Below are 22,772 nucleotides of genomic sequence, written 5' to 3'. Positions count from 1 at the left end.
GAATAGCGCAGGAATGTGCTGCTTCAGCGTCGGATACTTGCTGGATTTCATCGTGTAACTGCGTGTGAATGAGGGCCTGTTGCATGGGGAGGCCCGTTGTAGCGGTGTCAGGCTCGCAGCCACACCGCCGTATCGTCCGGCAGCCGCCCCTGCTCGTCCAGCGGTCCGCTCGCGAGGATCAACTCCTCGTACGGCGGGAGGTCGACGGGCCCGCCCGAGAGGTTCACCACGCAGCGCAGGCCGTGGCCGCGGACGAAGGCCAGCACGCCGTCCCGCGCGGGCAGCCACGTCATCGGACCGTCGCCGAAACCGGCACCGGAGCGGCGCAGGCGAAGGGCCGTGCGGTAGAGGGTGAGCATCGAGTCCGGGTCGCCGCCCTGGCGGTCCACCGCGTACCGCGCCCAGTCGGCGGGCTGCGGCAGCCAGGGCTCGGCGCGCGAGCCGAAGCCGCAGTGCGGCGCCCCGGCCGCCCAGGGCAGCGGCACCCGGCAGCCGTCGCGTCCCGGGTCGGTGCCGCCGGAGCGGAAGTGCATGGGGTCCTGGATGCGGCCGCGCGGGATGTCCGCCTCGGGCAGGCCCAGTTCCTCGCCCTGGTAGAGGTAGACGGAACCGGGCAGGGCGAGCGTGAGCAGGGCCGCGGCCCTGGCACGTCGCGTTCCCACGGCCAGGTCGCTGGGCGTCCCGAACTCCTTGGCCGCGAAGTCGAATCCGGTGTCGGCCCGTCCGTACCGGGTGACCGTGCGGGTCACGTCGTGGTTGCACAGGACCCAGGTGGCCGGGGCGTTGACGGGCGCGTGCTCGGCGAGGGTGTCGTCGATGGTGCGGCGCAGCCGGGCGGCGTCCCAGGGGCAGGCGAGGAAGTTGAAGTTGAAGGCGGTGTGCAGCTCGTCGGGGCGCAGGTAGCGGGCGAAGCGTTCGGCGTCGGGGAGCCAGACCTCGCCGACGAACACGCCGCCGTACTCGTCGGCGATCGCCCGCCAGGACCGGTAGATGTCGTGGAGTTCGTCCTGGTCGATGTACGGGTGCGGGTCGACGCCCTCGGTGAAGTCGGGCAGGTCCGGGTGCTTGGCGGGCAGGGCGGCGGAGTCGATGCGGACGCCCGCGACCCCGCGCTCGAACCAGAACCGCAGGACGTCCTCGTGCTCCTCGCGGACCTCGGGGTGCGCCCAGTTGAGGTCGGGCTGTTCCGGCGTGAACAGGTGGAGGTACCACTCGCCGTCGGGAACCCGGGTCCAGGTGGCTCCGGAGAACTGGGAAGGCCAGTTGTTGGGCGGGAGTTCACCGTGCTCGCCGCGGCCCGCCCTGAAGTGGAACAGCTCCCGTTCGGGGCTGCCGGGGCCCGCGCTCAGTGCCGCCTGGAACCAGACGTGCTGGTGCGACACGTGGTTGGGGACGATGTCGACGATGACCTTGATGCCGAAGTCGGCGGCCTCCGAGATGAGCTTCTCGGCCTCGTCGATGGTGCCGAAGGCCGGGTCGATGGTGCGGTAGTCGGCGACGTCGTAGCCGCCGTCGACCAGCGGCGAGAGGTACCAGGGGGTGAACCACACGGCGTCGACGCCGAGTTCGGCGAGGTAGGGCAGGTTGGCGCGGACGCCCGCCAGGTCCCCCGTGCCGTCGCCGTCTCCGTCCGCGAAGCTTCGGGGGTACACCTGGTAGATGACGGCGTCGCGCCACCAGGCATCGGTGCGGGACGCGGGAACAGCTGCCACGTGAGGGTCCTTTCGGGCAGGTGGGAGGAGACGCCGGAGCGAGCGGCGGCGGTGGCGATGGTGATGACGGCGGCGGAGTACGGTGTCCGGCCGTCCGGTCAGCCCTTGAGGCTGCCGGCGGTGAGGCCCGCCATGATGCTGCGCTGGAAGAGGAAGAACACGACGATCATCGGCACGCTCGCGATCACGAGACCGGCCATGATCTGGTTCTGCGGCACCGCTCCCGCGGTCTGCGAAAGGCCCACGCTGAGCGTCATCTTCTCGCTGTCGGGAAGGACGAGCAGCGGCCAGACGAAGTCCTTGAAGACGAGCACGACGGTGAAGATGGAGACCACGCCGAGGATCGGCCGGGAGATCGGCAGGATGATCGACCACAGCACGCGCCACGGCGGCACGCCGTCGATCTCGGCCGCTTCGAGCAGCTCGTTCGGTATCGAGTCGAAGAAGCGCTTCAGCAGGAAGATGTTGAAGCCGTTGGCGGCGACCGGGAACCAGATCGCCCAGGGCGAGTTGAGCAGGTGCCAGCCGAACAGCGGCACGTCGGTCACGGTGATGTACGCCGGGATCATCACCACGATCGGCGGGATCATCAGCGTGACCAGCATCCCTGCGAGGATCACGTTGCCGAACATCGGGCGGAGCTTGGAGAGCGCGTAGGCCGCGGAGACGTCCACCGCGAGCGCGAAGAGCCAGGCTCCGACGGCGTAGAACAGCGTGTTCTTCAGCAGCGTCCCGATGTCGAAGAGTTCCCAGGCGTCCGCGAACACCGAGAAGTCCGGCGACTCGGGGAAGAAGGTGGGCGGCATCTGGGCGATCTCCTCGCCCGTCTTCATCGCCCCGGTGACCATCCAGTAGAGCGGGAAGACGAACACCAGGGTGAAGACGACCACGACGGTGGTCAGCAGCGCCCAGTAGACCGTCCTGCCCCTGCGGGACCTCAGTTCCAGCGGCGAGACGATGGTCCTGGTGTGACCTTCGGTGTTCCGCACGGGCCTACTTCTCCTCTCGGGTGAGCCGGAGCTGCACCGCGGCGACCGCGAGCAGGACGAGCATGAGCATCAGGCCGAGGGCGCTGCCCGCCCCGTAGTTGCCGCCGTACACGAAGGCGTACTGGTACATCAGGTAGGCGACGGTGACCGTCGCGTTCTCCGGGCCGCCGCCCGTGAGCATGTACGGCTCGATGAACACCTGCATCGTGGCGACGATCTGGAGCATCAACATCAGCATCAGGATCAGCCGCGTCTGGGGGATCGTGACGTGCCAGATCCGCTTGAGGATGCCGGCGCCGTCGAGCTCCGCCGCTTCGTACAGGTCCCCGGAGATGTTCTGGAGCGCCGCCAGGTAGATCAGCACCCCGGACCCCAGGTTCATCCAGGTGGAGACGATGACCAGGGAGATCAGGGCGGTGCTGGTGGAGTCGAGCCAGGACAGCGTCGGCAGTCCGACGGCGTCGAGCGCCTGGTTGAACAGGCCGGGTCCCGGATCGTAGAACCAGCGGAACAGCAGCACCGAGACGATCGGCGGCAGCATCACGGGCAGATAGACCACGAACCGGAGGTACGCCCTGGCGTGCCGCAGTTCGTTGAGCACGATCGCGACGGCGAAGGGCACGACATAGCCGCAGAGCAGCGCGAGGAGGGTGAAGACGAAGGTGTTCCGCCAGGCCTGCCCGAACGCCGGATCGGCCACCACCGTACGGAAGTTGTCCAGGCCCACCCAGGACGGCTCGTCGACGAGGTTGGTCTGCTGGAAGCTGAGGACGACCTCCCTGACGATCGGCCACCAGGCGAACAGCGCGAAGCAGAAGAGCGCGGCGCAGAGGAATCCGTAGGCGGTCAGGTTCCGCCGCGCCGCCCGGCCGCGTTTGGAGGGCGGCCGGCGCCGGGGTGCGGTGGTCCGCCGTCCCGGCCGTGACGTCGGCTCCGGTTTCGGCGCCCTGGTGAGTGTCTCCATCGTGGTCTCCCGTTTCCCGGCTCGCGCCGCGACGCCCGATCAGCGCCTGGCCAGGATCGAGTTCGCCTTGGACTCGGCGTCCGCGAGGAGCTTGTCGACGTCGGCGCCCTCCCTGGTGAGCACCGCGGACATGGCCACGTCGAGCACCGCGTAGATCTCCTGGGCCTTCTCCGGCTCCAGCTTGGGCGTGATTCCCGCGGCGGCGTCGACGTAGGGCTCGTAGTTCTTCACCGGCATGACGGCGTTGGCCTTGCGCTGCTCGGCGATGGTCTTGCCGGTCGGCGATTCGCCCATGTAGTCGTTGTTGGGCACGCCCACGGCCTCGCCGTTGGCCTTGCCGCGCGCGAAGTCGAAGCGTCCCTTGCCGGGCGTGTTGAACTGGAAGTCGATCCACTGCAACGCGGCCTTGGTCTGGGCCGGGCTCGCCTTCGGGTTGATCATGTACGCCTCGCCGCCGGCCAGCGACGCCTTGCCGCCCGGCACGCCCGTGATGCCGTAGTTCGCGGCCTTGCCCTGGAACTTCTGGGTCACGTCGGTGATCACGTCGGGTGCCCCGAGCATCATGCCGGTCTTGCCCGCCGCCATCTGCTGCATCAGCGACTCCCAGCCGATCAGCACCCGGCTGCCGACGCTGTCGTCCTTCCAGCGCATGTCGTGCAGGTTCTCCAACACCGCTTTGCCCTCGGGGCTGTTGAAGGCGGCCTTGCCGTCGGTGACCATCTCGCCGCCGCGGCTGAACAGGGCCTGCGCGAAGTGCCAGCCGCCGGTGTTGCCGCCGCCGTACTCGCCGTACCCGACGTATCCGTCGCCCAGCGCGGCGATCTTCTTCGCGGCGGCGCGGACCTCGTCCCACGTCTTGGGCGGCGCGTCGGGGTCGAGGCCCGCCTTGGTGAACAGCGCCCGGTTGTAGACGAGTCCGACGCTGTAGCTGACGTTGGGGACGCCGTAGACCTTGCCTCCCTTGGTGACCATGCCCCTGACGTCCTGCCGGATGTCGTCGAAGTTCTTCACCACGCCGGTCGACGCGGTGATGTCCTTCGCCTGCTTCTTGGCGATCACGTCGGCGTAGTTGGTGACGGGCACCACGAACACCGTCTCCATCTGACCGCCCGCCAGCTTCGCGGCGAACGTCTTCGGGTCGAAGCAGGGCTGTTGGTCGGTGCTCTTGACCGAGACGCCCGGGTGGGCCTTCTCGAACGCGGCGACGTCCGCGTCCCACGCCTTGCGCAGCTTCGGCGCGGTCTTCGCCGGCTGGCACGCCACGGTGATCGAGACGCCTCCCCCGCCGGAGCCCGACGCGTCACCGCCGCAGGCCGTGGCGGTGAGTGCGAGACCTGTCGTCAGAAGGATCGCGAGGTTACGGGGCTTCATTACGGCTCCTCTGGAGTGGCGCCCGAGCGCTGCCCTGATGGGTGCCGTCACGATAGGGCGGCCAACAGATGCACGCAAGATTCGTATCCAGATACGCAAGATTACGACTGCATCACGACGGTCCTGCGTGCACATAAAGCCCTGCACTGGGCTCAGTTCGGATGTTCACGCACATCGGCATGCCCCAACTCGCCGCGACCAACGACTATTTCGTGCGCCTGTCAATTAATTGCAATGCATGGCTGACATCTTGTGCTCACCTGACCGTGGTGCTTCAGTGACGACGACGCCACGGTGACCACTGCCACCCCGCCCCTCCCCCTCACCCCCACCAGAAAGGTGCACCGCAGATGAACCCGTATGTCATGCACGCGTCACACAGGTGCGCACGAAGAACCGTGCGCAGCGCCTCCGTCCTGGCCCTCGCGGTCACTCTCGTCGGATCCGTCGTGGGCCTCTCGGGCCCGGCCGCCGCCCGGCCCGCCCCCGTACCCCGGTCCGCCGCCGCGGGCGCCGACCTGCCCTTCACCTCCACCGAAGCGGAAACCGCCGCGACCGACGGTCAGAAGATCGGCCCCGACCACACCCAGGGCACCCTCGCCTCCGAGGCATCGGGCCGCCAGGCCGTACGCCTGGGAGTCGGCCAGAGCGTCGAGTTCACCCTCGGCGCGGCGGCCAACGCCGTGAACGTCTCCGCCAACGTGCCCGACGGACAGAGTGGTTCGCTCGCCGTGTACGTCAACGGCACCAAGCTCGACACGTCCCTCCCCGTCACCTCCAAGTACAGCTACATCGACACCCCGTGGATCGCGGGCGCCAAGGCGCATCACTTCTTCGACAACGCGCGCCTCCTCCTGGGCCGCAACCTCCAGGCCGGCGACAAGGTGAAACTGACGGCCGTATCGACCCAAGTCACCGTGGACGTGGCCGACTTCGAGCAGGTCGGTGCGCCAGCGGCGAAGCCGTCCGGAGCGGTCTCCGTCGTCGACAAGGGCGCCGACCCGAGCGGCCAGCGGGACTCCACCGCGGCCTTCCGCGACGCGATCGCGGCGGCCAAGGGCAGCGGCGGCACCGTGTGGATCCCGCCGGGCGAGTTCAAGGTGGGCTCCGAGCTGAGCGGCGTCGAGAACGTCACCGTCCAGGGCGCGGGCGGCTGGCACTCGGTGGTGCGCTCCTCGCGGTTCATCAACCAGAGCAACTCGGCCGGCAGGGTCCACCTCAAGGACTTCGCGGTCATCGGCGAGGTCACCGAGCGCGTCGACGGCAACCCGGACAACTTCGTCAACGGCTCCCTCGGCCCCGGTTCGAGCGTCAGCGGGATGTGGCTCCAGCACCTGAAGGTCGGCCTCTGGCTGACCGGCAACAACGACGATCTCGTCGTCGAGAACAACCGCGTGCTCGACACCACCGCGGACGGCCTGAACCTCAACGGGAACGCGCGCGGCGTCCAGGTGCGCGACAACTTCCTGCGCAACCAGGGCGACGACGCCCTTGCCATGTGGGCGCTCAACGCCACCAACAGCGACGACACCTTCGCGAACAACACCGTCTCGCAGCCCAACCTGGCCAACGGCATCGCGATCTACGGCGGCCGCGACATCACCGTCAAGGACAACCTGGTCCAGGACACCAACGCCCTGGGCAGCGGCATCGCCATCTCCAACCAGAAGTTCCTCGACCCGTTCTTCCCGCTCGCCGGAACCGTCACGGTCTCCGGCAACACCCTGGTGCGCACCGGCGCCATGAACCCCAACTGGAACCACCCGATGGGCGCCCTGCGCGTGGACGCGTACGACAGCGCGATCGAGGCCAACGTCGACATCACGGGCACCACCATCAAAGACAGCCCGTACAGCGCCTACGAGTTCGTGTCGGGCGGCGGCACCGGGAAGGCCGTCAAGAACGTCACGGTGAACGGGTCGACCGTGGACAAGGTCGGCACCGTCGTCGTCCAGGCGGAGACGCCGGGTGCCGTGCGGGTGACCGGCGTCAAGGCCACCGGGGTGGGCGCCGCGGGCGTCTACAACTGCCCCTACCCGGCGGGCTCGGGCGCCTTCACGCTCACCGACGGCGGCGGCAACTCCGGCTTCGACAGTGTCTGGGGCGACTGCTCGACCTGGCCGCAGCCCGGTGGCGGCAACCCGGATCCTGACCCGAACCGGAATCTCGCCAAGGGCCGTCCCGCGACGGCGACCGGCACCGCCGACGTGTACGCACCCGGCAAGGCGGTCGACGGCGACGCGAACACGTACTGGGAGTCCACGAACCACGCCTTCCCGCAGTCGATCACCGTGGACCTCGGCTCGGCGCAGCCCGTCAGGCGCGTGGTCCTGAAGCTGCCGCCCGCCGCCGCCTGGCAGGCGAGGACGCAGACGCTCGCGCTCCAGGGCAGCACCGACGGTTCGTCGTTCGGCACGCTGCTCGCCGCGAAGGACTACCGCTTCGACCCGGCGACCGGCAACACCGTCACCTTCGCCCTGCCCGAATCTGCCGCCAAGGCGCGCCACCTGCGGGTGCTCGTGACCGCCAACACGGGCTGGCCGGCGGCCCAGTTCAGCGAGGTCGAGGCGTATCTGAAGTGAAGCACCTGCCCGAAGCGAAGGACGTGTCTGAGGTGAAGGACCGCAGGCGCAGGACCCGCATGCCCCGGATCTGGAGAGGAACACCATGAGAGGGAGACAACGGAGTCGCGGGATCCTCGCGGCCTGTCTCGCCGCCGCGCTGGCCGCCGTCGGGCTGCTGCCCGCCGCCGCGCACGCGGCCCCGACGCGACCGGCCCCACCCCCACCGGCGTCCGTGGCGGCTACGAATCTGGCGCTCAAGAAGCCGATCGAGGCCTCGTCGACGACGCAGAACTACGTCGCCACGAACGCCAACGACGGGAGCACCAGCACCTATTGGGAGTCGAACGGGCACCCCTCGACGCTCACGGTGAAGCTCGGCGCCGACGCCGACCTGGACTCGGTCGTGGTCAAGCTGAACCCGGACGCCGCCTGGTCACGGCGTACGCAGAACATCGAGGTGCTCGGGCGCAAGCAGTCGGCCACCGAGTTCAGCTCGGTGACGGCGCGGGCGGACTACGCCTTCGATCCCGGCGCCCAGCAGAACACCGTGACCATCCCGGTCTCCGGACGCTACGCCGACGTCCGGCTGAAGATCTACTCCAACAGCTCCGGTTACGGCGGTCAGGTCGCCGAGTTCCAGGTCAACGGCGTGCCCGCGCCCAACCCCGACCTGACCGTGTCCCAGCTCAGCTGGGAGCCCGCCAAGCCCAGCGAGAGCGACCGCGTCAAGGTCAACGCCACGGTCCGCAACACGGGTTCGGCGGCCTCGGGCGCGACCACCGTCGAGGTCAGCCTGGGCGGCACGGTCGCGGGCAGCGCGGCGGTGGGCGCGCTCGGCGCGGGTGAGTCGGCCACGGTTCCCGTCGACATCGGCAAGCGGGCGCAGGGCAGTTACACGGTGTCAGCGGTGGTGGATCCGCGCGACACGGTCGTCGAGCAGGACAACGACAACAACAGCCGTACGGCCGACAGCAAGCTCACCGTCGGCCAGAGTCCGGGCCCCGATCTGGAGGTCACCGGTATCACGTCGAACCCGGCGAGCCCCGCGGTCGGCGCGAACGTCACGTTCACCGTGCAGCTGCGCAACCGCGGCACCAGCGCGGTCAGCGCGGGCTCGGTGGCCCGGCTGACCGTGGGCGACAAGACCCTCAACGGCACCGCGCAGGCCGTCGCGGCCGGGGAGAGCGCCACGGTCGCCCTCTCCGGCAGCTGGACCGCCACCAGCGGCGGCGCCACGCTCACCGCGACGGCCGACGCCACCGGTGTGGTGAGCGAGACCAATGAGGACAACAACGTCTTCGCGCGGTCCATCGTGGTCGGCCGCGGCGCGGCGCTGCCGTACGTGGAGTACGAGGCGGAGGACGGCACGTACGACGGCACGCTGCTCACGGCGGACGCCGAGCGCACCTTCGGGCACACCGACTTCGCCACCGAGTCGTCGGGCCGCAAGTCGGTCCGCCTCAACTCGACAGGACAGTATGTGGAGTTCACCTCGACGAGTGCGACCAACTCGATCGTCGTACGCAACTCCCTGCCCGACGCGGCGGGCGGCGGCGGTCAGGAGAAGACGCTGAGCCTGTACGCCGACGGGAAGTTCGCCCAGAAGCTGACCCTGTCGTCCAAACACAGCTGGCTGTACGGCACCACCGACCAGCCCGAGGGCCTCACCAACCGGCCCGGCGGCGACGCACGGCGCCTGTTCGACGAGTCGCACGCCCTGCTCGCGAAGACCTATCCGCAGGGCACGAGGTTCCGGCTGCAACGCGACGCGGGTGACGACGCCGCGTACTACATCGTCGACCTGATCGACCTGGAGCAGGTGGCACCGCCCACGAGCAAGCCCGCCGCGTGCACCTCGATCACCGAGTACGGCGCGGTCCCCAACGACGGCGTCGACGACACGGCGGCGATCCAGCGGGCCGTGACCGCCGACCAGAAGGGCGACATCGACTGCGTCTGGATCCCCGCCGGACAGTGGCGCCAGGAGCAGAAGATCCTCACCGACGACCCGCTCGACCGCGGCCAGTACAACCAGGTCGGCATCCGTGACGTCACCGTCCGGGGCGCCGGCATGTGGCACTCCCAGCTGTACACGCTGACCCCGCCGCAGGACGCGGGCGGCATCAACCATCCGCACGAGGGCAACTTCGGCTTCGACATCGACGACAACACGAAGATCTCCGACCTGGCCATCTTCGGCTCGGGCACCATCCGGGGCGGCGACGGCAACGCGGAGGGCGGCGTCGGGCTGAACGGCCGCTTCGGCAAGAACACCAAGATCGACAACGTCTGGATCGAGCACGCCAACGTCGGCACCTGGGTCGGCAGGGACTACAGCAACATCCCCGAACTGTGGGGCCCCGGCGACGGCCTGGCGTTCAACGGCATGCGGATCCGCAACACCTACGCGGACGGGATCAACTTCACCAACGGCACCCGCAACTCCACCGTCTTCAACTCCTCGTTCCGCAACACCGGCGACGACGCGCTCGCCGTGTGGGCCAGCAAGTACGTGAAGGACACGTCGGTCGACGTCGGCCACGACAACGTGTTCCGGAACAACACCGTGCAGCTGCCCTGGCGGGCCAACGGCATCGCTGTGTACGGCGGTTACGGCAACAAGATCGAGAACAATCTCGTGTACGACACGATGAACTACCCCGGCATCATGCTCGCGACCGACCACGACCCGATCCCCTTCAGCGGGCAGACGCTGATCGCGAACAACGGCCTCTACCGCACGGGCGGCGCGTTCTGGAACGAGGACCAGGAGTTCGGCGCCATCACGCTGTTCGCACAGGGGCCCGACATCCCCGGTGTCACGATCCGCGACACCGACATCCACGACTCGACGTACGACGGCATCCAGTTCAAGACCGGCGGCGGGGCCATGCCGGGCGTGCGCATCAGTGATGTGACGATCTCCAAGTCCAACAACGGCTCCGGCATCCTCGCCATGGGCGGCGCGCGCGGCAGTGCGACGCTCACGAACGTGAAGGTGACCGGCTCGCGGGACGGGGACATCCTCGTCGAGCCGGGCTCGCAGTTCGTGATCAACGGTGGGGTCGCGCGGGCCGCCACCGGAGTGCCGGGCACCCGGCAGGGGCTGTAGCGGCGCGAGCCGCGGCGGGGAACACCCCGTGCGGCGGGCCGCCCGGATCCGGGTGCCGGGTCCGGGCGGCCTCAGCCCGTCAGGCCCGCGACCCGCAACGGCACGGCGTTGTCCGGCACTTCACCGTCGGCGCCCTCGTGCTCGCCGACCGCGGCCCACCAGCCGGGGCCGTCCTCGATGCGGCGCAGCAGGATGCCCTCGCGGATCGCCCACGGGCAGATCGTGACGGCGTCCAGGTCCATCAGCTTCATCGCGGTGTGGCCGACCACCGCCCCCGCCAGGCTCTGCGCGGCGCGCGGCGCGGAGATCCCGGGCAGCTGGGCCCGGTCGGCCCTGGGCAGTTCGGCCAGGCGCCGCTGGGCGACGCGCAGGTCGGAGCGGCGCAGCGTCCTCGTCACGAACGGGCCGTGGCGTCCGGGCAGCGCCCCGCACAGCCGCCCCAGCTGCTGGAACGTACGGGAGGTGGCGACGACCGTGCGGGGACCCTCCCAGCGGATCCGGGCGGCCACGTCCCGCAGGTGATGCCGTACGGCCCTGCGCAGCAACTTGACCTGGCCCCTGGTCGGCGGCTCGGTGTGCCCGGTGCCGAACTCACGCGTGAGGCGGCCTGCGCCGAGCGGCAGCGACATGACGAAGCTCGGCAGGCGGCCACGGCCGAAGGCGACCTCCAGCGAACCGCCGCCGATGTCGAGGAGGGCGAGCGGGCCCGCCTGCCAGCCCATCCACCGCCGGGCGCCGAGGAACGTCAGCTCCGCCTCGGTCTCCCCCGACATGATGCGCGGCCGCACGCCGGTCTTCTCGTACACCCTCGCCAGGACCTCGTCCCGGTTCGCCGCGTCCCTGACCACGGCGGTGGCGAAGGCGAGCGGCTCCTCGGCGCCTCTGCGGCGCGCCTCCCGCCGTGCCTGCGCGACCGCCTCTGCCAGCTGGTCGACGGACTCGGGGCCGATCCGGCCGCACGGGTGCAGCTGGTCGGAGAGGCGCAGCTTCCACTTGGCCGTGTGCACCGGCAGCGGCACGCCTCCCTCGGCGTCGGCCACCACCAGACGCACCGTTCTCGATCCGATGTCCAGCACGCTCAGTCTCATAGGTCCCTCCCGGCCCGGTGTTCGTCCTGTCACCCCAGGTGATCGACCGACCCTCGCTCGTACCCCGAGCACTAGTCAACGGCGTCGGACGACCCGTTCGTATGATCGTCGGTGACCTCTTGATCAGGGTGCGGTTACACACGGGGAGCGGGCCGCACCGGACGGCCCGTCGCCGCACGGCTTCAAGGAGGCTGCAGTGAACGGCAGTTGGGTACCCACCATGTCCCGTTGGATGCTGGTCACGGCGGTGGCGGTGCTGCCCGCCGCCCTGTGCTCCGGCACCGCGCACGCCGACGAGACGCACACCGACTCGCACAACGGTCCCAACGTCAGCCTGATCAGCACCGGCCAGATCGACGACCCGCTGGAGGACGTCCTGGAGCACACCCTGAACTTCGGGGACGGCTACCGGTGGGAGTGACGGCGCCGAACGCCCCGTCGCTTCCCGCGCGTTCGCGGGGAGCGACGGGGTGGTCACGTCAGACCGTGCACGTCATGGGCGTTGGCGGCACGGCGATGCGTTTCACGGGGCGAGGCAGGACGCTCCCGGGACCTCGCTCGGTACCTCGGGGCTCGTGGGGTCGACGAGTGAGGTGACGTCACCGGCGGACTGCGCCAGGCAGTCGACGGTCCCGACCGGGTCGGGAACCGCGGCGGCCGGAGCCGCGAGGGCCCCCAGCAGCGAGACGGCCATGAGGGCGAGTACGGCGGAGCGGCGCATGTGTTCTCTCCTTTTGTGTGAGCGAGTTCGTCGACTTTCACGTAAGCGAATTCGTCGACGGTGGACTTGTCGACTCGGTGGCCGGTTCGAACCATTCCGTGGCTGCCCGCCCGCCTCGGCCGGTACGCCCCTTATCACCCGTACGTGGTTGAGGTAACGATCCGCCGTTCTTCCTGGTGGGAAGGGGCCTGATCGCGGGTATTCATGGCGGCGCCGGGTCCCTCGGGGTACGGTCACCACCGTGCTCGGGGAATATGCCCCGCCCGGCGAGTCGGGCCGCGGAGCGTGGGGAGACACGATGACGGACATGCAGCCAACACCCCCGCCGGAGGAGGAATCCTCCTCGCCGACCCCGCTCTCTCCCGAGGAGGAGGCGGAGCGGCTCAGAGCCGCCGCGGCGCGCCTGCGTGAGCAGGTCTCCGATCTGGCGGTACAGGTCCAGGCGCGGCCCAGGGTCGCGCTGGCCGAGGGCATCCTCGTCGAGCGGTACCAACTGGGCGACCGGCAGGACGCGTTCGACCTGTTGCGCCAGGCGTCCCAGCGGGCCAACGTCAAACTGCACCAGCTCGCCGCCGCCGTGGTGCGCACGCCGGGACCGGCGCCCGGCACCGGCCTGTGGTTCCCTGGCCGCACCCCCCAGCCGGTCCTCGACCTGGAGCCGCTCGAAGCCGGCCCGCTCGACCCGACCAACCAGGGGGAGGTGCTCGGCGCGGCGCTGCGCCACGTACTGACCCTGACCGGCACGGACATGGGCAATGTGCAGCTCCTGGAGGACGGCGTCCTGCGCATGGCCAAACACGCGGGACTCCCCCGGCAGTTCACCGACCACTTCGCGTTCGTGTCGGGCTCCACCTCGTGCTCGCGCGCCGCCACCGCGAGCCGTCAGGTCACCGTGAAGGACGTGGCGTCGTCGGCCGGGTTCGACGACGAGTCGCGGCGCGTGATCCTCACGGCCGGCAGCCGCGGCTGCCACAGCGTTCCCCTCGTCGACGAGGGGAACAACGTCCACGGCGTGATCTCCTCGCACCACGCCAGGCCCCTGATCGGCTTCACCCAGGCCCAGTTGAGGGAGCTGCACCAGACCAGCAGGACCATCGGCGGCTGGATCAAGTGGCATCAGGAGACCGTCATCCTCGACGCCCTGGAAGACCTCCACCGCCTTGCGCTCGACTCCGACGGCTAGGCGTACCGCGCCGTACGCGCCGGGCCCCTGGGCCACGGTGACGCGGTGACGCGGTCAGCTCCGGTAGACGGCCGTCGCGATCCTCACGAACGAACGGATCAGCGGATTCGTGTCGCCCCCGTGCCACGCCACCACCACCGGGCTCGGTGCCATGTCGAGCAGCGGCACCGCCGTCAGCCCTTCGCCCGCCTCGTGTCCCAGGGGCATCATGCCGATCGTGCCGTTCCAGACCACTGCCTGCCTGCACTCCTGGACGGCGCGCACCACCGGGCCCTCCCGGGGCTCGCCGCCGTTCCAGTACGACTGCCAGGCGGGGTCGGTGCCCGCGGGGAAGACGAACCAGCGGCGGCCCGACAGGTCGGGCAGGCGCAGGGTTTCGCGGTCCGCCAGCGGATCGTCGTCGCGCAGCAGCGCGCCCACCGGGTCGGCGCGCAGCTCGCGCACGGTCAGGCCGGTCCCGTCGAACGGCCCCCTGGTCAGGGCGACATCGACCAGTCCGGCGTGCAACCCGCAGGTGGGATCGGTCAGATCGGTCTCGCGGACACGGATCTCGACGTGCGGGTGCCGTCGTCGGTAGGCGGCGGCGAGCCGGGTCGCGTCCGCGTCGGTGCTGTCGCCCAGGATGCCGACGGTGAGGACCGCGGCACCGGCCGCCGCGGCCACCCGTTCCCTCATCCGCTCGGCCCGCCCGAGCAGTTCGCGCGCCTCGTCGAAGAGCACAGCGCCCACCGGGGTGAGCCGGACGCCGGAGGGTGTCCGGTCGAGGAGGGCGGCGCCGATCTCCGTCTCCAGTTGCTTGATCGCCCGGCTCAGCGGCGGCTGGCTCATGTGCAGCCGCGTGGCGGCCCGGCCGAAGTGGAGTTCTTCGGCGACCGCCACGAAATAGCGCAGCGTACGTAGCTCCATTCTGCGACGATACCCGGGGGGTATCGGTGTCACGGGACGGGTCTTGGACGCTCATGGGTCCTCGGCGGTGCAATCGAGGCATGACAGACATGACCGAGAACAGCGCGAACATCTCCGCGCACACCGCCGCACACACCTCGTCGGACGTCGCGCCCGCCGCCTCTCCCACCGTGTCGGTGGTCCGCCCCGGTGAGGGCGAGACGATCGTCCTCGGCACCACACGTATGCGTGTCCTGGAGGACGGCAGCAACACCGGACACCGGCTCGGAATGACCGAGTCCGTCCTCGCGCCGCACACGCCGGGCCCGCCACAGCACCGTCACTCCCGGCACGACGAGGGTTTCTACGTGCTCTCCGGCACGGTGCGGTTCACGGTCGGCGACACGGACCACGACGTGTCCGCGGGCACGTTCCTCCTGGTCCCGCCCGGCGCCCCGCACACCTTCGCCAACACGACCGACCAACCGGCCGTCATGCTCAGCACGTTCACGCCCGACCTGTACGTGCAGTACTTCCGCGATCTGCGGGACACCTTCGCGGACGGCGGGCCGATGACGCCTCAGGGCACCTTGGACACGATGCGCCGGTACGCGACCGAGCCCGCCGGGCAGGAGGTCACTCCGTCAGGGCCGCGCGGAGGAAGCTGACGATCTCCGCCTGGGCAGCCTCGGCCTGCGGTTCCAGCGCCGGCAGGGTGAGGAACGCGTGCTTGGCGCCCGGGTATTCGGTGAGCCGGACCGGTGTGCCCGCCGCGCGCAGCCGCTCGGCGTAGCGGCGGCCGTGGTCGGCGAGGGCGTCCTGGGTGGGCACCACCACGAGCGCGGGGGCGAGGCCGCCCAGGTCCTCCGCGTACAACGGCGAGACCGCGCGGGCGTCCGCGCCCGGCGGGACGGCGAGCCGCTGGACGAGGCGTAGTTGCGGTTCGGCGCGGCTCGGGCTCTCGGCGTACTCGGCCATCGAGGCGTGGTCGAACATGGTCCCGGTCACGTCGACCGCCGGGTTGACCAGCACCTGCGCCCTGAGTTCGAGCCCGGCCTCGCGGGCCCGGATCGCCGTCAGCGCACTGATCAGCCCGCCGCAGCTCTCGCCGAAGACGGCCGTGCGCGCCGGGTCGACGCCCCACCGCGCGGCGTCGCGCACCACGTGGTCGAGCACGTCCCAGCCGTCGTCGGCTGCGTACGCCAGTGGGCTGTCGAAGGCGAGGAGGCGGTGCTCGACCGAGACGACGACGGCGGGCAGCAGGGCGGCGACGTGGCTGCTGGTCCAGTCGCACTGCACCGCCGTGCCGACGAACCCGCCGCCGTGGACGTGGACGACGAGCGGCAGGCCGGTCCGGTCCGCAGCTCCCTCGTGTCCCACGTCCCCGCCCGGGGCCGGCCGGTAGACGCGCACCGGCAGATCGCGGCCGGGCAGCGCCAGCTCCTGCCAGTCGATCGCGGTACCGGGGTGCGGTTCGCCGAGGACCGCCCGCGCCGGGGCGGAGGCCCGGAAGCGGTTCTCCGCCTCGCGGTAGACGCGCAGTTCCTCGCTCGTGATCACCGAGAAGTCCGGTTCCTGCGGCCGCTCCACGGTACTGGTCCCGCTCATGTGCCCCTCTCCCCTCCCGGCCGGATGCCGGGCCTGCGTCGTGGCCGTCCATGCGTTGCACCGATTATGCACGCGGTGCGTGCAACAGCAAGTGCATCGGTAGGGTGAGCCCTGACGAGAGGGGCGAGATGACGGGCCGAAGGCGATGGTCGACCGAGGAGATCCTCGACACGGCCGCGGAACTGCTGCGCACGGGCGACGCCGAGTCGTTCAGCGTGCGCAAGCTCGCTGCGGCGCTCGGGACCGACTCCTCCAGCCTCTACCGGCACTTCCGCAACAAGACCGAGCTGCTGCGCGCGGTGGCCGACCGGATCCTGCTGTCCGCCATGGCGGACCACCGCCCCGAGGGCGACTGGAAGCAGCGCGTCACCGCCCTGGCCCTGCGCCTGCGCGAGGCCTTCGGCGAGCACCCGCAACTCGCCGCGGTCTGGGGGCGCTACGCGTCCGGCGGCACCGGGTCCCGGCTGGTCATGGAGGAGTTGCTCCAGGCACTGCGCGCCTCCGGCCTGCCCGATGAGGAGATCCCGGTGCGCTACCACCGCATCGTGATCCTCGTCGCCGCGCTGATCTCCGCCGAGGCCGGGATCGGCAGCATCACGGCAGAGGAGTACGAGCAGGGCCTGGAGCACTTCCGGGTCGCGGTGCTCGGCGCCGACCCCGAGCGCTTCCCCGCCCTGGCCCACTTCGCGCGCGAGGTCCGTCCGCTGGGAGCGGACCGGCGCGCCGCGTTCGTGGAGATCCTCGCCACCCACCTCGCGGAGATCGGGACCCGGCTCCCCTGAAGCCGCGGAGCGCGACTATGCCCTGGTAGGAGCCGTTCGTCCGGCATGAAAGTCTGGGGACATGACGACCAACGACTACGACCGGGTGCGCGCCGGTATCGAGGCCATGACGGCATACGTGTCCGGGGAACCGGCGATGGACGAGTACGTGGCGCGCAGGCGTGCCGAGGACGGCAACCTCGACCACGTCGCCGACGGCGCGACGGCGCTGTGTGCCGCGCTGCTCCTCCAGATCGCCGAGATGACCGGCAAGACCCAGCACGAGGTGCTCCAGGCCCTCGCCCACGGCCTCAACCGCAACGAGGCCGAGCAGCACGAGTAGCCGGTCGCCGGGGCACACGCGTCACGGATCCGTACGCCGTGTGTCCAAGGAGGGGGACGAGAGGGCGGCCCGGTGTGCCGCGCAGTGCGAGAAGGAGCAACAGCCCATGGTCAGTTCACCACCCGCCGCGCACGGATCCGCGCGGCTCACCGCGCTGCGCCGCACACCCGTGTCGATGTGGAACGACGACATCTCGGACTGGGCGGCGGCCCTGACGTACTACGCGATACTCGCCCTGCTCCCGGCCATGCTGGTCACGGTGAGCCTGATCAGCCTGGTGAGCCCCGGTACGACGCAGTCGCTGATCACCGAGGTGACGGACTGGGCGCCCGCCGAGTCGGGCCGTTCGCTGCACGCCGCGCTCAGCGAGATGGCGGACGCCAAGTCCGCGGCGCTCACCGTGGTGATCGCCGGCGGGGTCAGCGCGCTGTGGTCGGCGTCCAGCTACTCGGCCGTCTTCCGGCGGGCGCTGCACGCGATGCACGGGGTGGAGGACTCACGGCCCGTCTGGCGCAAGGCGCACCGGGTGCTGATGACCGCGCTGATGCTGCTCGCGCTGCTCGTCGCCAGCGCGCTCCTGCTGGTCATCAGCGGTTCGCTCGCCGAGACCGTGGGCCGCAGCCTCGGCTTCGGTGACGCGGGGCAGACCGCCTGGTCGATCCTGAAGTGGCCCGCCCTGGTCTGTCTGGTCGGGCTGCTGGTCCTCGTACTGTTCCGCAACGCGCCGCCCGCCGAGCGCAGTTGGCGCAAGATCCTGCCGGGCGGCCTGGTGGCCGCGCTGCTCTGGCTGCTCTCCTCGGGCCTCTTCACGCTGTACGCCTCCGGGTTCGGGACGTACGGCAAGCTGTACGGCTCGCTCGCGGGTGTCGTCGTCTTCCTGGTATGGCTGTGGGTGTCGAACCTGGCGCTGCTCGCCGGGGCGCAGTACACCGTGGAACTGGACCGCGTGCGGGCCACCCGGACCCTCACGCCGCAGGCCCCGGCACCCAGCTGCCCTCCCGCATGACGACCCTGCCCCGCAGCTCCGCCTCGCCGCGCCAGGCGCGCACGGTCCTCGGCACCACGCACACGTACGCGTAGGGGCCTTCCTCCTCGCGCGGATCCCAGCCGAACTTGGCGGCGAAGGCGTCCGCCGCGGCCGCGGGCACCTCGTCGGCGGGGAAGCACCGGGCCTCGCCCTGGAGGAGCACCACATCGGCGGTGTCGGGCAGCGCCAGGCGCACCCGCGGTTCGGCGCGGACGTTGCGGACGGTCGCGGAGGCCGCGGACGTACACATCCACAGCGCGTCCTCGTGCCACACGAACCAGAGCGGCACCTGGTGCGGGCCGTGGTCCGGGTGAGCCGTGGACACCCAGATGTCCCGTTCCTCCGCGAGGCGTTCCAGGGTGTCGCGCCTGCGCTCGAATCCGTCGCGACCTGCGGTTTCCGTGTTCTGCATGATCGCGAATCTAGCCGGGACGTGCCGCTCGCGCATGGGGCTCGGGTCCTACGTCCCCGGACCTGTCGGTGGCTGATCACCGGGCGTGACGTGAGCATGGCCCATACCGGTAAGGTGATCTTGGTTTCTGGTCGACCGGGCGACTCCCGAGGCGACAGACTCTCCGTCGACGGCCATGCTCATCGCCGAGGAGCTGGACGTGCCGCTCGACCGGGTGCGCGTCACCCTGGCCGACGCCCGCCCGGAGCTGGCGTTCAACCAGCTCACCGGCGCCTCGAACACGACCATCTCGACGTACACGCCGATCCGGGTGGCCGCCGCCGTCGCACGGGGTCGCCTCCTGGAGGCCGCGGCCGTCGAACTCGGCTCCGCGGTCCGCGATCTGACCCTCGAGGCCGGGGTCGTCACCGACCGCGCGGGCCGCGCCGTCGGCATCGGCGCGCTCGCCGAGAAGGCCGCGAGCGGCACGGCGCTGCGGGTCTCCGTCGAGCTCAAGGACCGCGAGCGGTTCACCGTCATCGGGACGCCGCAGAACCGCGTCGACGCCCGCGCCGCCGTCACCGGACGCAAGAAGTTCGCCATGGACCTCGCGGTCCCCGACGCCCTGCCGACCATCAACGGCACGGTGGGGTCGGTCGCCAATCTCGACCAGGTGCGCGGCATGCCCGGGGTCACCGACGTCGTGGTGATGTCCACCGGCGTCGCGGTGCGCGCGCGGACCTTCGGCCTGTGCATCGACGCCGTACGCGCCCTCGACGTGTCGTGGCGGGGCGGCAGCGCGGAGGGCAAGGACGACGCGTCCGTACTGGCGGAGCTGCGCAAGGCCGAACTGCCGCTCGGGCTGCCCGCGGTGACCCCGTCGGTGGAGGCGCGGTTCACCTTCCACTTCCGCAGCAACAGCGCGCTGGAGCCCAACTGCGCGATCGCCGACGTGCGTCCCGACCGGGCGGAGATCTGGAGCGGCCTCAAGGCGCCGATCGTCGCCCAGCAGACCATCGCCGCGCGGCTCGGCCTGCCGCAGAGCGCCGTCAAGGTCCATGTCGTGGAGGGCGGCGGCTCGTTCGGGCGCAAGCTGTTCTTCGACGCCGCCCTGGAGGCCGCCGAGATCTCGCAGAAGATCGGCAAGCCCGTGAAGCTCATGTGGCACCGCGCCGACGACTCCCGGCAGGGCCGCGCGCACCCCATGGCCACCTCACGGGTGCGCGCCGACTACGTGGGCGGCTCCGTGCTCGCCTACAAGCAGCGGCACACCAGCGTCGCCACCGACTTCAGCCACGGGCTCGGCGAGGTGTTCACCGCCCTCGCGGCGAAGCTGCCGGTGGGCGACGTCGGGTTCTCGCAGACGTTCTTCCACCTCACCCAGTCGATGCCGTACGCCTTCGGCCTGCACAGCCGGCTGCTCAGCGAGACCGACAAGGGCTTCAACACCGGCAGCATGCGCAACGTGTACTCCCCCGACGTCACCTGCGCCCGTGAGCTGATCGTCGACCGGCTCGCCGGGAAGATGGGCAAGGAGCCGTACCGCTTCCGGCGCGAATCCCTGCGCGACGACCGTTCCCGCGCGGTGCTCGACAAGGTCGCCGAGGCCGGGGACTGGGGCAGGGCCATGCCCGCGGGCACCGCGCAGGGCATCGCCTTCCACTCCGAGTACAGCGCGGTCAGCGCGGTGCTCGTGGAGATCGACTGCCGTCCCGAGACGGTCGAAAGGCCCATCCGCGACGGCGTCGCGGGGCCTCGCGTCACCAAGGCCGTCTTCGCCGTTGACGTGGGGCTCGCCGTCAATCCGCGCGGTCTGGAGGCCCAGATGATGGGCTGTGTCATGGACGGCATCGCGCTGGCCCTGACCTCCAGCCTGCACCTGCGGGACGGCCACTTCCTCGAAGCGAGCTGGGACAACTACTTCTGCACCCGGCAGTGGAACTCGCCGCCCGAGCTGCGGATCATCGTCATGCCGACCACCACGGGGAAGCCCGGCGGGGCCGGAGAGCTCGGTGTCGCCGCGTCCCTGGCCGCGGTCGCCTGCGCCTACGGCCGGGCCACCGGCACCATGCCGACCACCTTTCCCATCAACCACGGCACGCTCTCCTTCGAGCCCAAGCCGACCGTCCCGCCCGTCCCGCCGTCCCCCACCGACGGCCTGGACCACGTCCGCTGACCTCCTGGAGCACCCGTGCCCGAGCACACCTTCCGACTCAACGGCGAACAGGTCACCGTGGACGCGGCGGACGACGAGCGCCTGCTGTGGGTCCTGCGCGACATCCTCGGCGTGACAGGACCCAAGTACGGCTGCGGCATCAACGTCTGCAAGGCCTGCACCAGCCACCTCAACGGCAGGGCCGCCAACCCCTGCGCGATCCCGGTCAAGGACCTGAAGCCCACCGACGAGATCACCACCATCGAAGGGCTCCCCGCAACCGTCGGCGCGGACCTGCACCCGATGCAGGAGGCGTGGCTGGAGCAGGACGTCGCCCAGTGCGGCTACTGCCAGCCCGGCCAGATCATGGCCGCCGTCGCGCTGGTGCGCCGCGTCGCCGAGGACGGCCGCAAGGTCACCGATGAGGACCTCGACGGCATCCGCAACATCTGCCGCTGCGGCACGTACTTCCGCATCCGGGAGGCGATCAGGGCGGGCGCGGAGAAGATGTGACGCGTCCGTCACGGCCGTCCCCGCGCCCGCCTCGTCAGGCGGGCGGCACTCGGCGGTGCCGGTCCCCGCGGTACTCGGTCACGCGCCGCAGTACTCGGCGTCGATGATCTTCCCTATGCCGGACCCGTCCCAGTCCTCGTTGAGGTTGAAGGCGAGTCGGTGGCGGCCGTCCTCGGTGGTCACGGCCAGGGAGAGCCAGCCGACCATGCCGCCGCCGTGGCCCCACAGCGTGGTGCCGCAGCTCGTCTCGAACCGCTGGAGGCCGAGCCCGTAGACCACGTCGGAGCCGGGGGCGCCCATCGTCTTCATCGCCTTCAACTGCTGCGGCGGCAGCAGCTTGCCGCCCAGGAGGGCGCCGTAGAACCGGGTCAGGTCGCCCGCGGTGGAGATGACGTCGCCGTCGGCCCAGCCCTGCGAACCGTTCATCTCGGTGATGTCGTCGATCCGGTCGGGGGCGGATTCGAAGAGCTTGGAGTAGCCGCGGCTGCTGGGCCTCGGCAGGTGGACGCTGTTGCCGGGGTTGGTGGTGTTCCTGAGGCCGAGCGGCTTGATGATCCGGTCGCGGACCTCGGCCTCGTACGTCCGCCCGCCCACCTTCTCGACGATCAGCCCCGCGAGGATGTAATTCGTGTTGGAGTACGAGAACTTGCTGCCGGGCTCGAAGAGGGGCGCGTGCGAGAGGGCCACCTTGACGTGCTTCTGGGGCGGCAGGGTGTCGTAGCGGTGCTTGAGGTAGCCGTCCCGCAGGTACTTCCTGACGTAGTCCTCGTCGGCCAGGTAGTCGAAGAGGCCGCTGGTGTGGCCGAGGAGTTGACGGACGGTTATCGCGTTGCCGTCGTTGCCGTTGCCCCGCACCAGGCCCGGCAGATGGGTCTCCACGGTGTCGTCGAGGTCGAGCCTGCCCTCCGCCTCCATCTGGAGCAGGACTGTCGACACGAAGGTCTTGGTGATGCTGCCGACGCGGAACTTGTCGTTCTTGCCGCGCGGCGCACCGGACTTCAGGTCGCCCACGCCCGACGACGCCTTCCAGACGCCGTGGCGGTCCCGCGCCTGGGCGGTGATGCCGGGGACACCGGCCCGCACGGCCGCGTCCATCGCGCGCTGGGTGGCCCGGTGGTCCGAGGCGGCGGGCCGCTCGGCCGGACCGCGTGCGTCCGGTGTCTGGGTGGCCGGTGCGTCCGTGCCCGGTTCCGCCTGGGCGGGCACCGTGAACGCGGCGGCCGCGAGTGCGGCCGCCGCGATCCCGACGACGCCGGCCTTCGCTCTCTTGCGTAACACCATTCCGTACTCCTCTGCGTAGCCCTACGACCGTGGTCCCATACGGCCGGGGAGGCCGTATGTGTACCAGGACCGCGAAAGGGGACGGAGTGGTTGAGAGCGGATGC

The 22,772-nt window shown here is 70.4% G+C and carries 20 protein-coding genes; 10 read left to right on the top strand and 10 right to left on the bottom strand.

Annotated features, from left to right (window positions below; genetic code table 11):
- Positions 1-107: 107 nt before the first annotated feature.
- From ACIO9J_RS23770 to ACIO9J_RS23755, 4 genes are all read right to left on the bottom strand, one after another.
- Positions 108-1,712, bottom strand: coding sequence for a glycoside hydrolase family 13 protein (locus ACIO9J_RS23770; protein WP_402002911.1), 1,605 nt, complete (start codon positions 1,710-1,712; stop codon positions 108-110).
- A 98-nt stretch (positions 1,713-1,810) separates the two neighbouring features.
- On the bottom strand, positions 1,811-2,701 hold the full coding sequence (locus ACIO9J_RS23765) for a carbohydrate ABC transporter permease (RefSeq protein ID WP_402002908.1): 891 nt from the start codon (positions 2,699-2,701) through the stop codon (positions 1,811-1,813).
- 4 nt (positions 2,702-2,705) lie between these two features.
- Positions 2,706-3,665 (bottom strand): carbohydrate ABC transporter permease, encoded by a 960-nt coding sequence (locus ACIO9J_RS23760; protein ID WP_402002905.1) that lies wholly within the window; start codon positions 3,663-3,665, stop codon positions 2,706-2,708.
- A 39-nt stretch (positions 3,666-3,704) separates the two neighbouring features.
- Positions 3,705-5,036, bottom strand: coding sequence for an ABC transporter substrate-binding protein (locus ACIO9J_RS23755; RefSeq protein WP_402002903.1), 1,332 nt, complete (start codon positions 5,034-5,036; stop codon positions 3,705-3,707).
- A gap of 365 nt (positions 5,037-5,401) precedes the next feature.
- Here ACIO9J_RS23755 and ACIO9J_RS23750 point away from each other — a divergent pair, with 365 nt between their 5' ends.
- Together ACIO9J_RS23750 and ACIO9J_RS23745 are read left to right on the top strand one after the other, a co-directional pair.
- Entirely contained in the window at positions 5,402-7,618 is a 2,217-nt protein-coding gene (locus ACIO9J_RS23750; protein WP_402003612.1) for a discoidin domain-containing protein, read from the top strand.
- 85 nt (positions 7,619-7,703) lie between these two features.
- Positions 7,704-10,712 (top strand): CARDB domain-containing protein, encoded by a 3,009-nt coding sequence (locus ACIO9J_RS23745; protein WP_402002900.1) that lies wholly within the window; start codon positions 7,704-7,706, stop codon positions 10,710-10,712.
- A 71-nt stretch (positions 10,713-10,783) separates the two neighbouring features.
- Here ACIO9J_RS23745 and ACIO9J_RS23740 read toward each other — a convergent pair whose 3' ends face one another.
- Positions 10,784-11,800 carry a Ppx/GppA family phosphatase gene (locus ACIO9J_RS23740; RefSeq protein WP_402002897.1) on the bottom strand — a complete coding sequence of 339 codons (1,017 nt, stop codon included), beginning with the start codon at positions 11,798-11,800 and terminating at the stop codon, positions 10,784-10,786.
- A 220-nt stretch (positions 11,801-12,020) separates the two neighbouring features.
- Here ACIO9J_RS23740 and ACIO9J_RS23735 point away from each other — a divergent pair, with 220 nt between their 5' ends.
- A complete protein-coding gene (locus tag ACIO9J_RS23735) occupies positions 12,021-12,221 on the top strand; it encodes a hypothetical protein (RefSeq protein WP_402003609.1) in 201 nt (66 codons plus the stop codon).
- Positions 12,222-12,323: 102 nt separating this feature from the next.
- Here the strand turns inward: ACIO9J_RS23735 and ACIO9J_RS23730 are convergent, their stop codons facing one another.
- On the bottom strand, positions 12,324-12,521 hold the full coding sequence (locus ACIO9J_RS23730) for a hypothetical protein (protein WP_402002894.1): 198 nt from the start codon (positions 12,519-12,521) through the stop codon (positions 12,324-12,326).
- 307 nt (positions 12,522-12,828) lie between these two features.
- Between ACIO9J_RS23730 and ACIO9J_RS23725 the strand changes: the two genes are divergently transcribed.
- A complete protein-coding gene (locus ACIO9J_RS23725; RefSeq protein WP_402002891.1) occupies positions 12,829-13,704 on the top strand; it encodes a GAF and ANTAR domain-containing protein in 876 nt (291 codons plus the stop codon).
- 54 nt (positions 13,705-13,758) lie between these two features.
- Here ACIO9J_RS23725 and ACIO9J_RS23720 read toward each other — a convergent pair whose 3' ends face one another.
- On the bottom strand, positions 13,759-14,610 hold the full coding sequence (locus ACIO9J_RS23720) for a LysR family transcriptional regulator (protein ID WP_402002888.1): 852 nt from the start codon (positions 14,608-14,610) through the stop codon (positions 13,759-13,761).
- Between the two features lie 89 nt (positions 14,611-14,699).
- Here ACIO9J_RS23720 and ACIO9J_RS23715 point away from each other — a divergent pair, with 89 nt between their 5' ends.
- On the top strand, positions 14,700-15,257 hold the full coding sequence (locus ACIO9J_RS23715) for a cupin domain-containing protein (RefSeq protein WP_402003606.1): 558 nt from the start codon (positions 14,700-14,702) through the stop codon (positions 15,255-15,257).
- Here the strand turns inward: ACIO9J_RS23715 and ACIO9J_RS23710 are convergent.
- A complete protein-coding gene (locus tag ACIO9J_RS23710) occupies positions 15,226-16,197 on the bottom strand; it encodes an alpha/beta hydrolase (RefSeq protein ID WP_402002885.1) in 972 nt (323 codons plus the stop codon). The genes ACIO9J_RS23715 and ACIO9J_RS23710 overlap by 32 nt on opposite strands.
- A 128-nt stretch (positions 16,198-16,325) precedes the next feature.
- Here ACIO9J_RS23710 and ACIO9J_RS23705 point away from each other — a divergent pair, with 128 nt between their 5' ends.
- The 3 genes from ACIO9J_RS23705 to ACIO9J_RS23695 all read left to right on the top strand — a co-directional run bounded on the left by ACIO9J_RS23705 (position 16,326) and on the right by ACIO9J_RS23695 (position 18,307).
- Entirely contained in the window at positions 16,326-16,979 is a 654-nt protein-coding gene (locus ACIO9J_RS23705; protein WP_402002882.1) for a TetR/AcrR family transcriptional regulator, read from the top strand.
- 61 nt (positions 16,980-17,040) lie between these two features.
- Positions 17,041-17,301 (top strand): hypothetical protein, encoded by a 261-nt coding sequence (locus ACIO9J_RS23700; protein WP_402002880.1) that lies wholly within the window; start codon positions 17,041-17,043, stop codon positions 17,299-17,301.
- 106 nt (positions 17,302-17,407) lie between these two features.
- Complete coding sequence (locus ACIO9J_RS23695) at positions 17,408-18,307, top strand: YihY/virulence factor BrkB family protein (RefSeq protein ID WP_402002877.1); 900 nt, start codon at positions 17,408-17,410, stop codon at positions 18,305-18,307.
- Here ACIO9J_RS23695 and ACIO9J_RS23690 read toward each other — a convergent pair.
- Complete coding sequence (locus tag ACIO9J_RS23690; RefSeq protein ID WP_402002874.1) at positions 18,267-18,740, bottom strand: pyridoxamine 5'-phosphate oxidase family protein; 474 nt, start codon at positions 18,738-18,740, stop codon at positions 18,267-18,269. The two genes, ACIO9J_RS23695 and ACIO9J_RS23690, sit on opposite strands and share 41 nt — an antisense overlap.
- 175 nt (positions 18,741-18,915) lie before the next feature.
- On the opposite strand from ACIO9J_RS23690, the gene ACIO9J_RS23685 reads away from it, so the two are divergent.
- Both ACIO9J_RS23685 and ACIO9J_RS23680 read left to right on the top strand, forming a co-directional pair.
- Positions 18,916-20,895 (top strand): molybdopterin cofactor-binding domain-containing protein, encoded by a 1,980-nt coding sequence (locus ACIO9J_RS23685; RefSeq protein ID WP_402002871.1) that lies wholly within the window; start codon positions 18,916-18,918, stop codon positions 20,893-20,895.
- A 15-nt stretch (positions 20,896-20,910) separates the two neighbouring features.
- Entirely contained in the window at positions 20,911-21,387 is a 477-nt protein-coding gene (locus ACIO9J_RS23680; RefSeq protein WP_402002868.1) for a (2Fe-2S)-binding protein, read from the top strand.
- A 78-nt stretch (positions 21,388-21,465) separates the two neighbouring features.
- Here the strand turns inward: ACIO9J_RS23680 and ACIO9J_RS23675 are convergent, their stop codons facing one another.
- Complete coding sequence (locus tag ACIO9J_RS23675) at positions 21,466-22,668, bottom strand: serine hydrolase domain-containing protein (RefSeq protein WP_402002865.1); 1,203 nt, start codon at positions 22,666-22,668, stop codon at positions 21,466-21,468.
- Between the last annotated feature and the right edge of the window lie 104 nt (positions 22,669-22,772).

This window comes from Streptomyces sp. NPDC087300 (assembly GCF_044744425.1).
Classification (GTDB): domain Bacteria; phylum Actinomycetota; class Actinomycetes; order Streptomycetales; family Streptomycetaceae; genus Streptomyces.
Note: the sequence above shows the minus strand (reverse complement) of the source record. Positions and strands in the feature narration are given on the sequence as shown.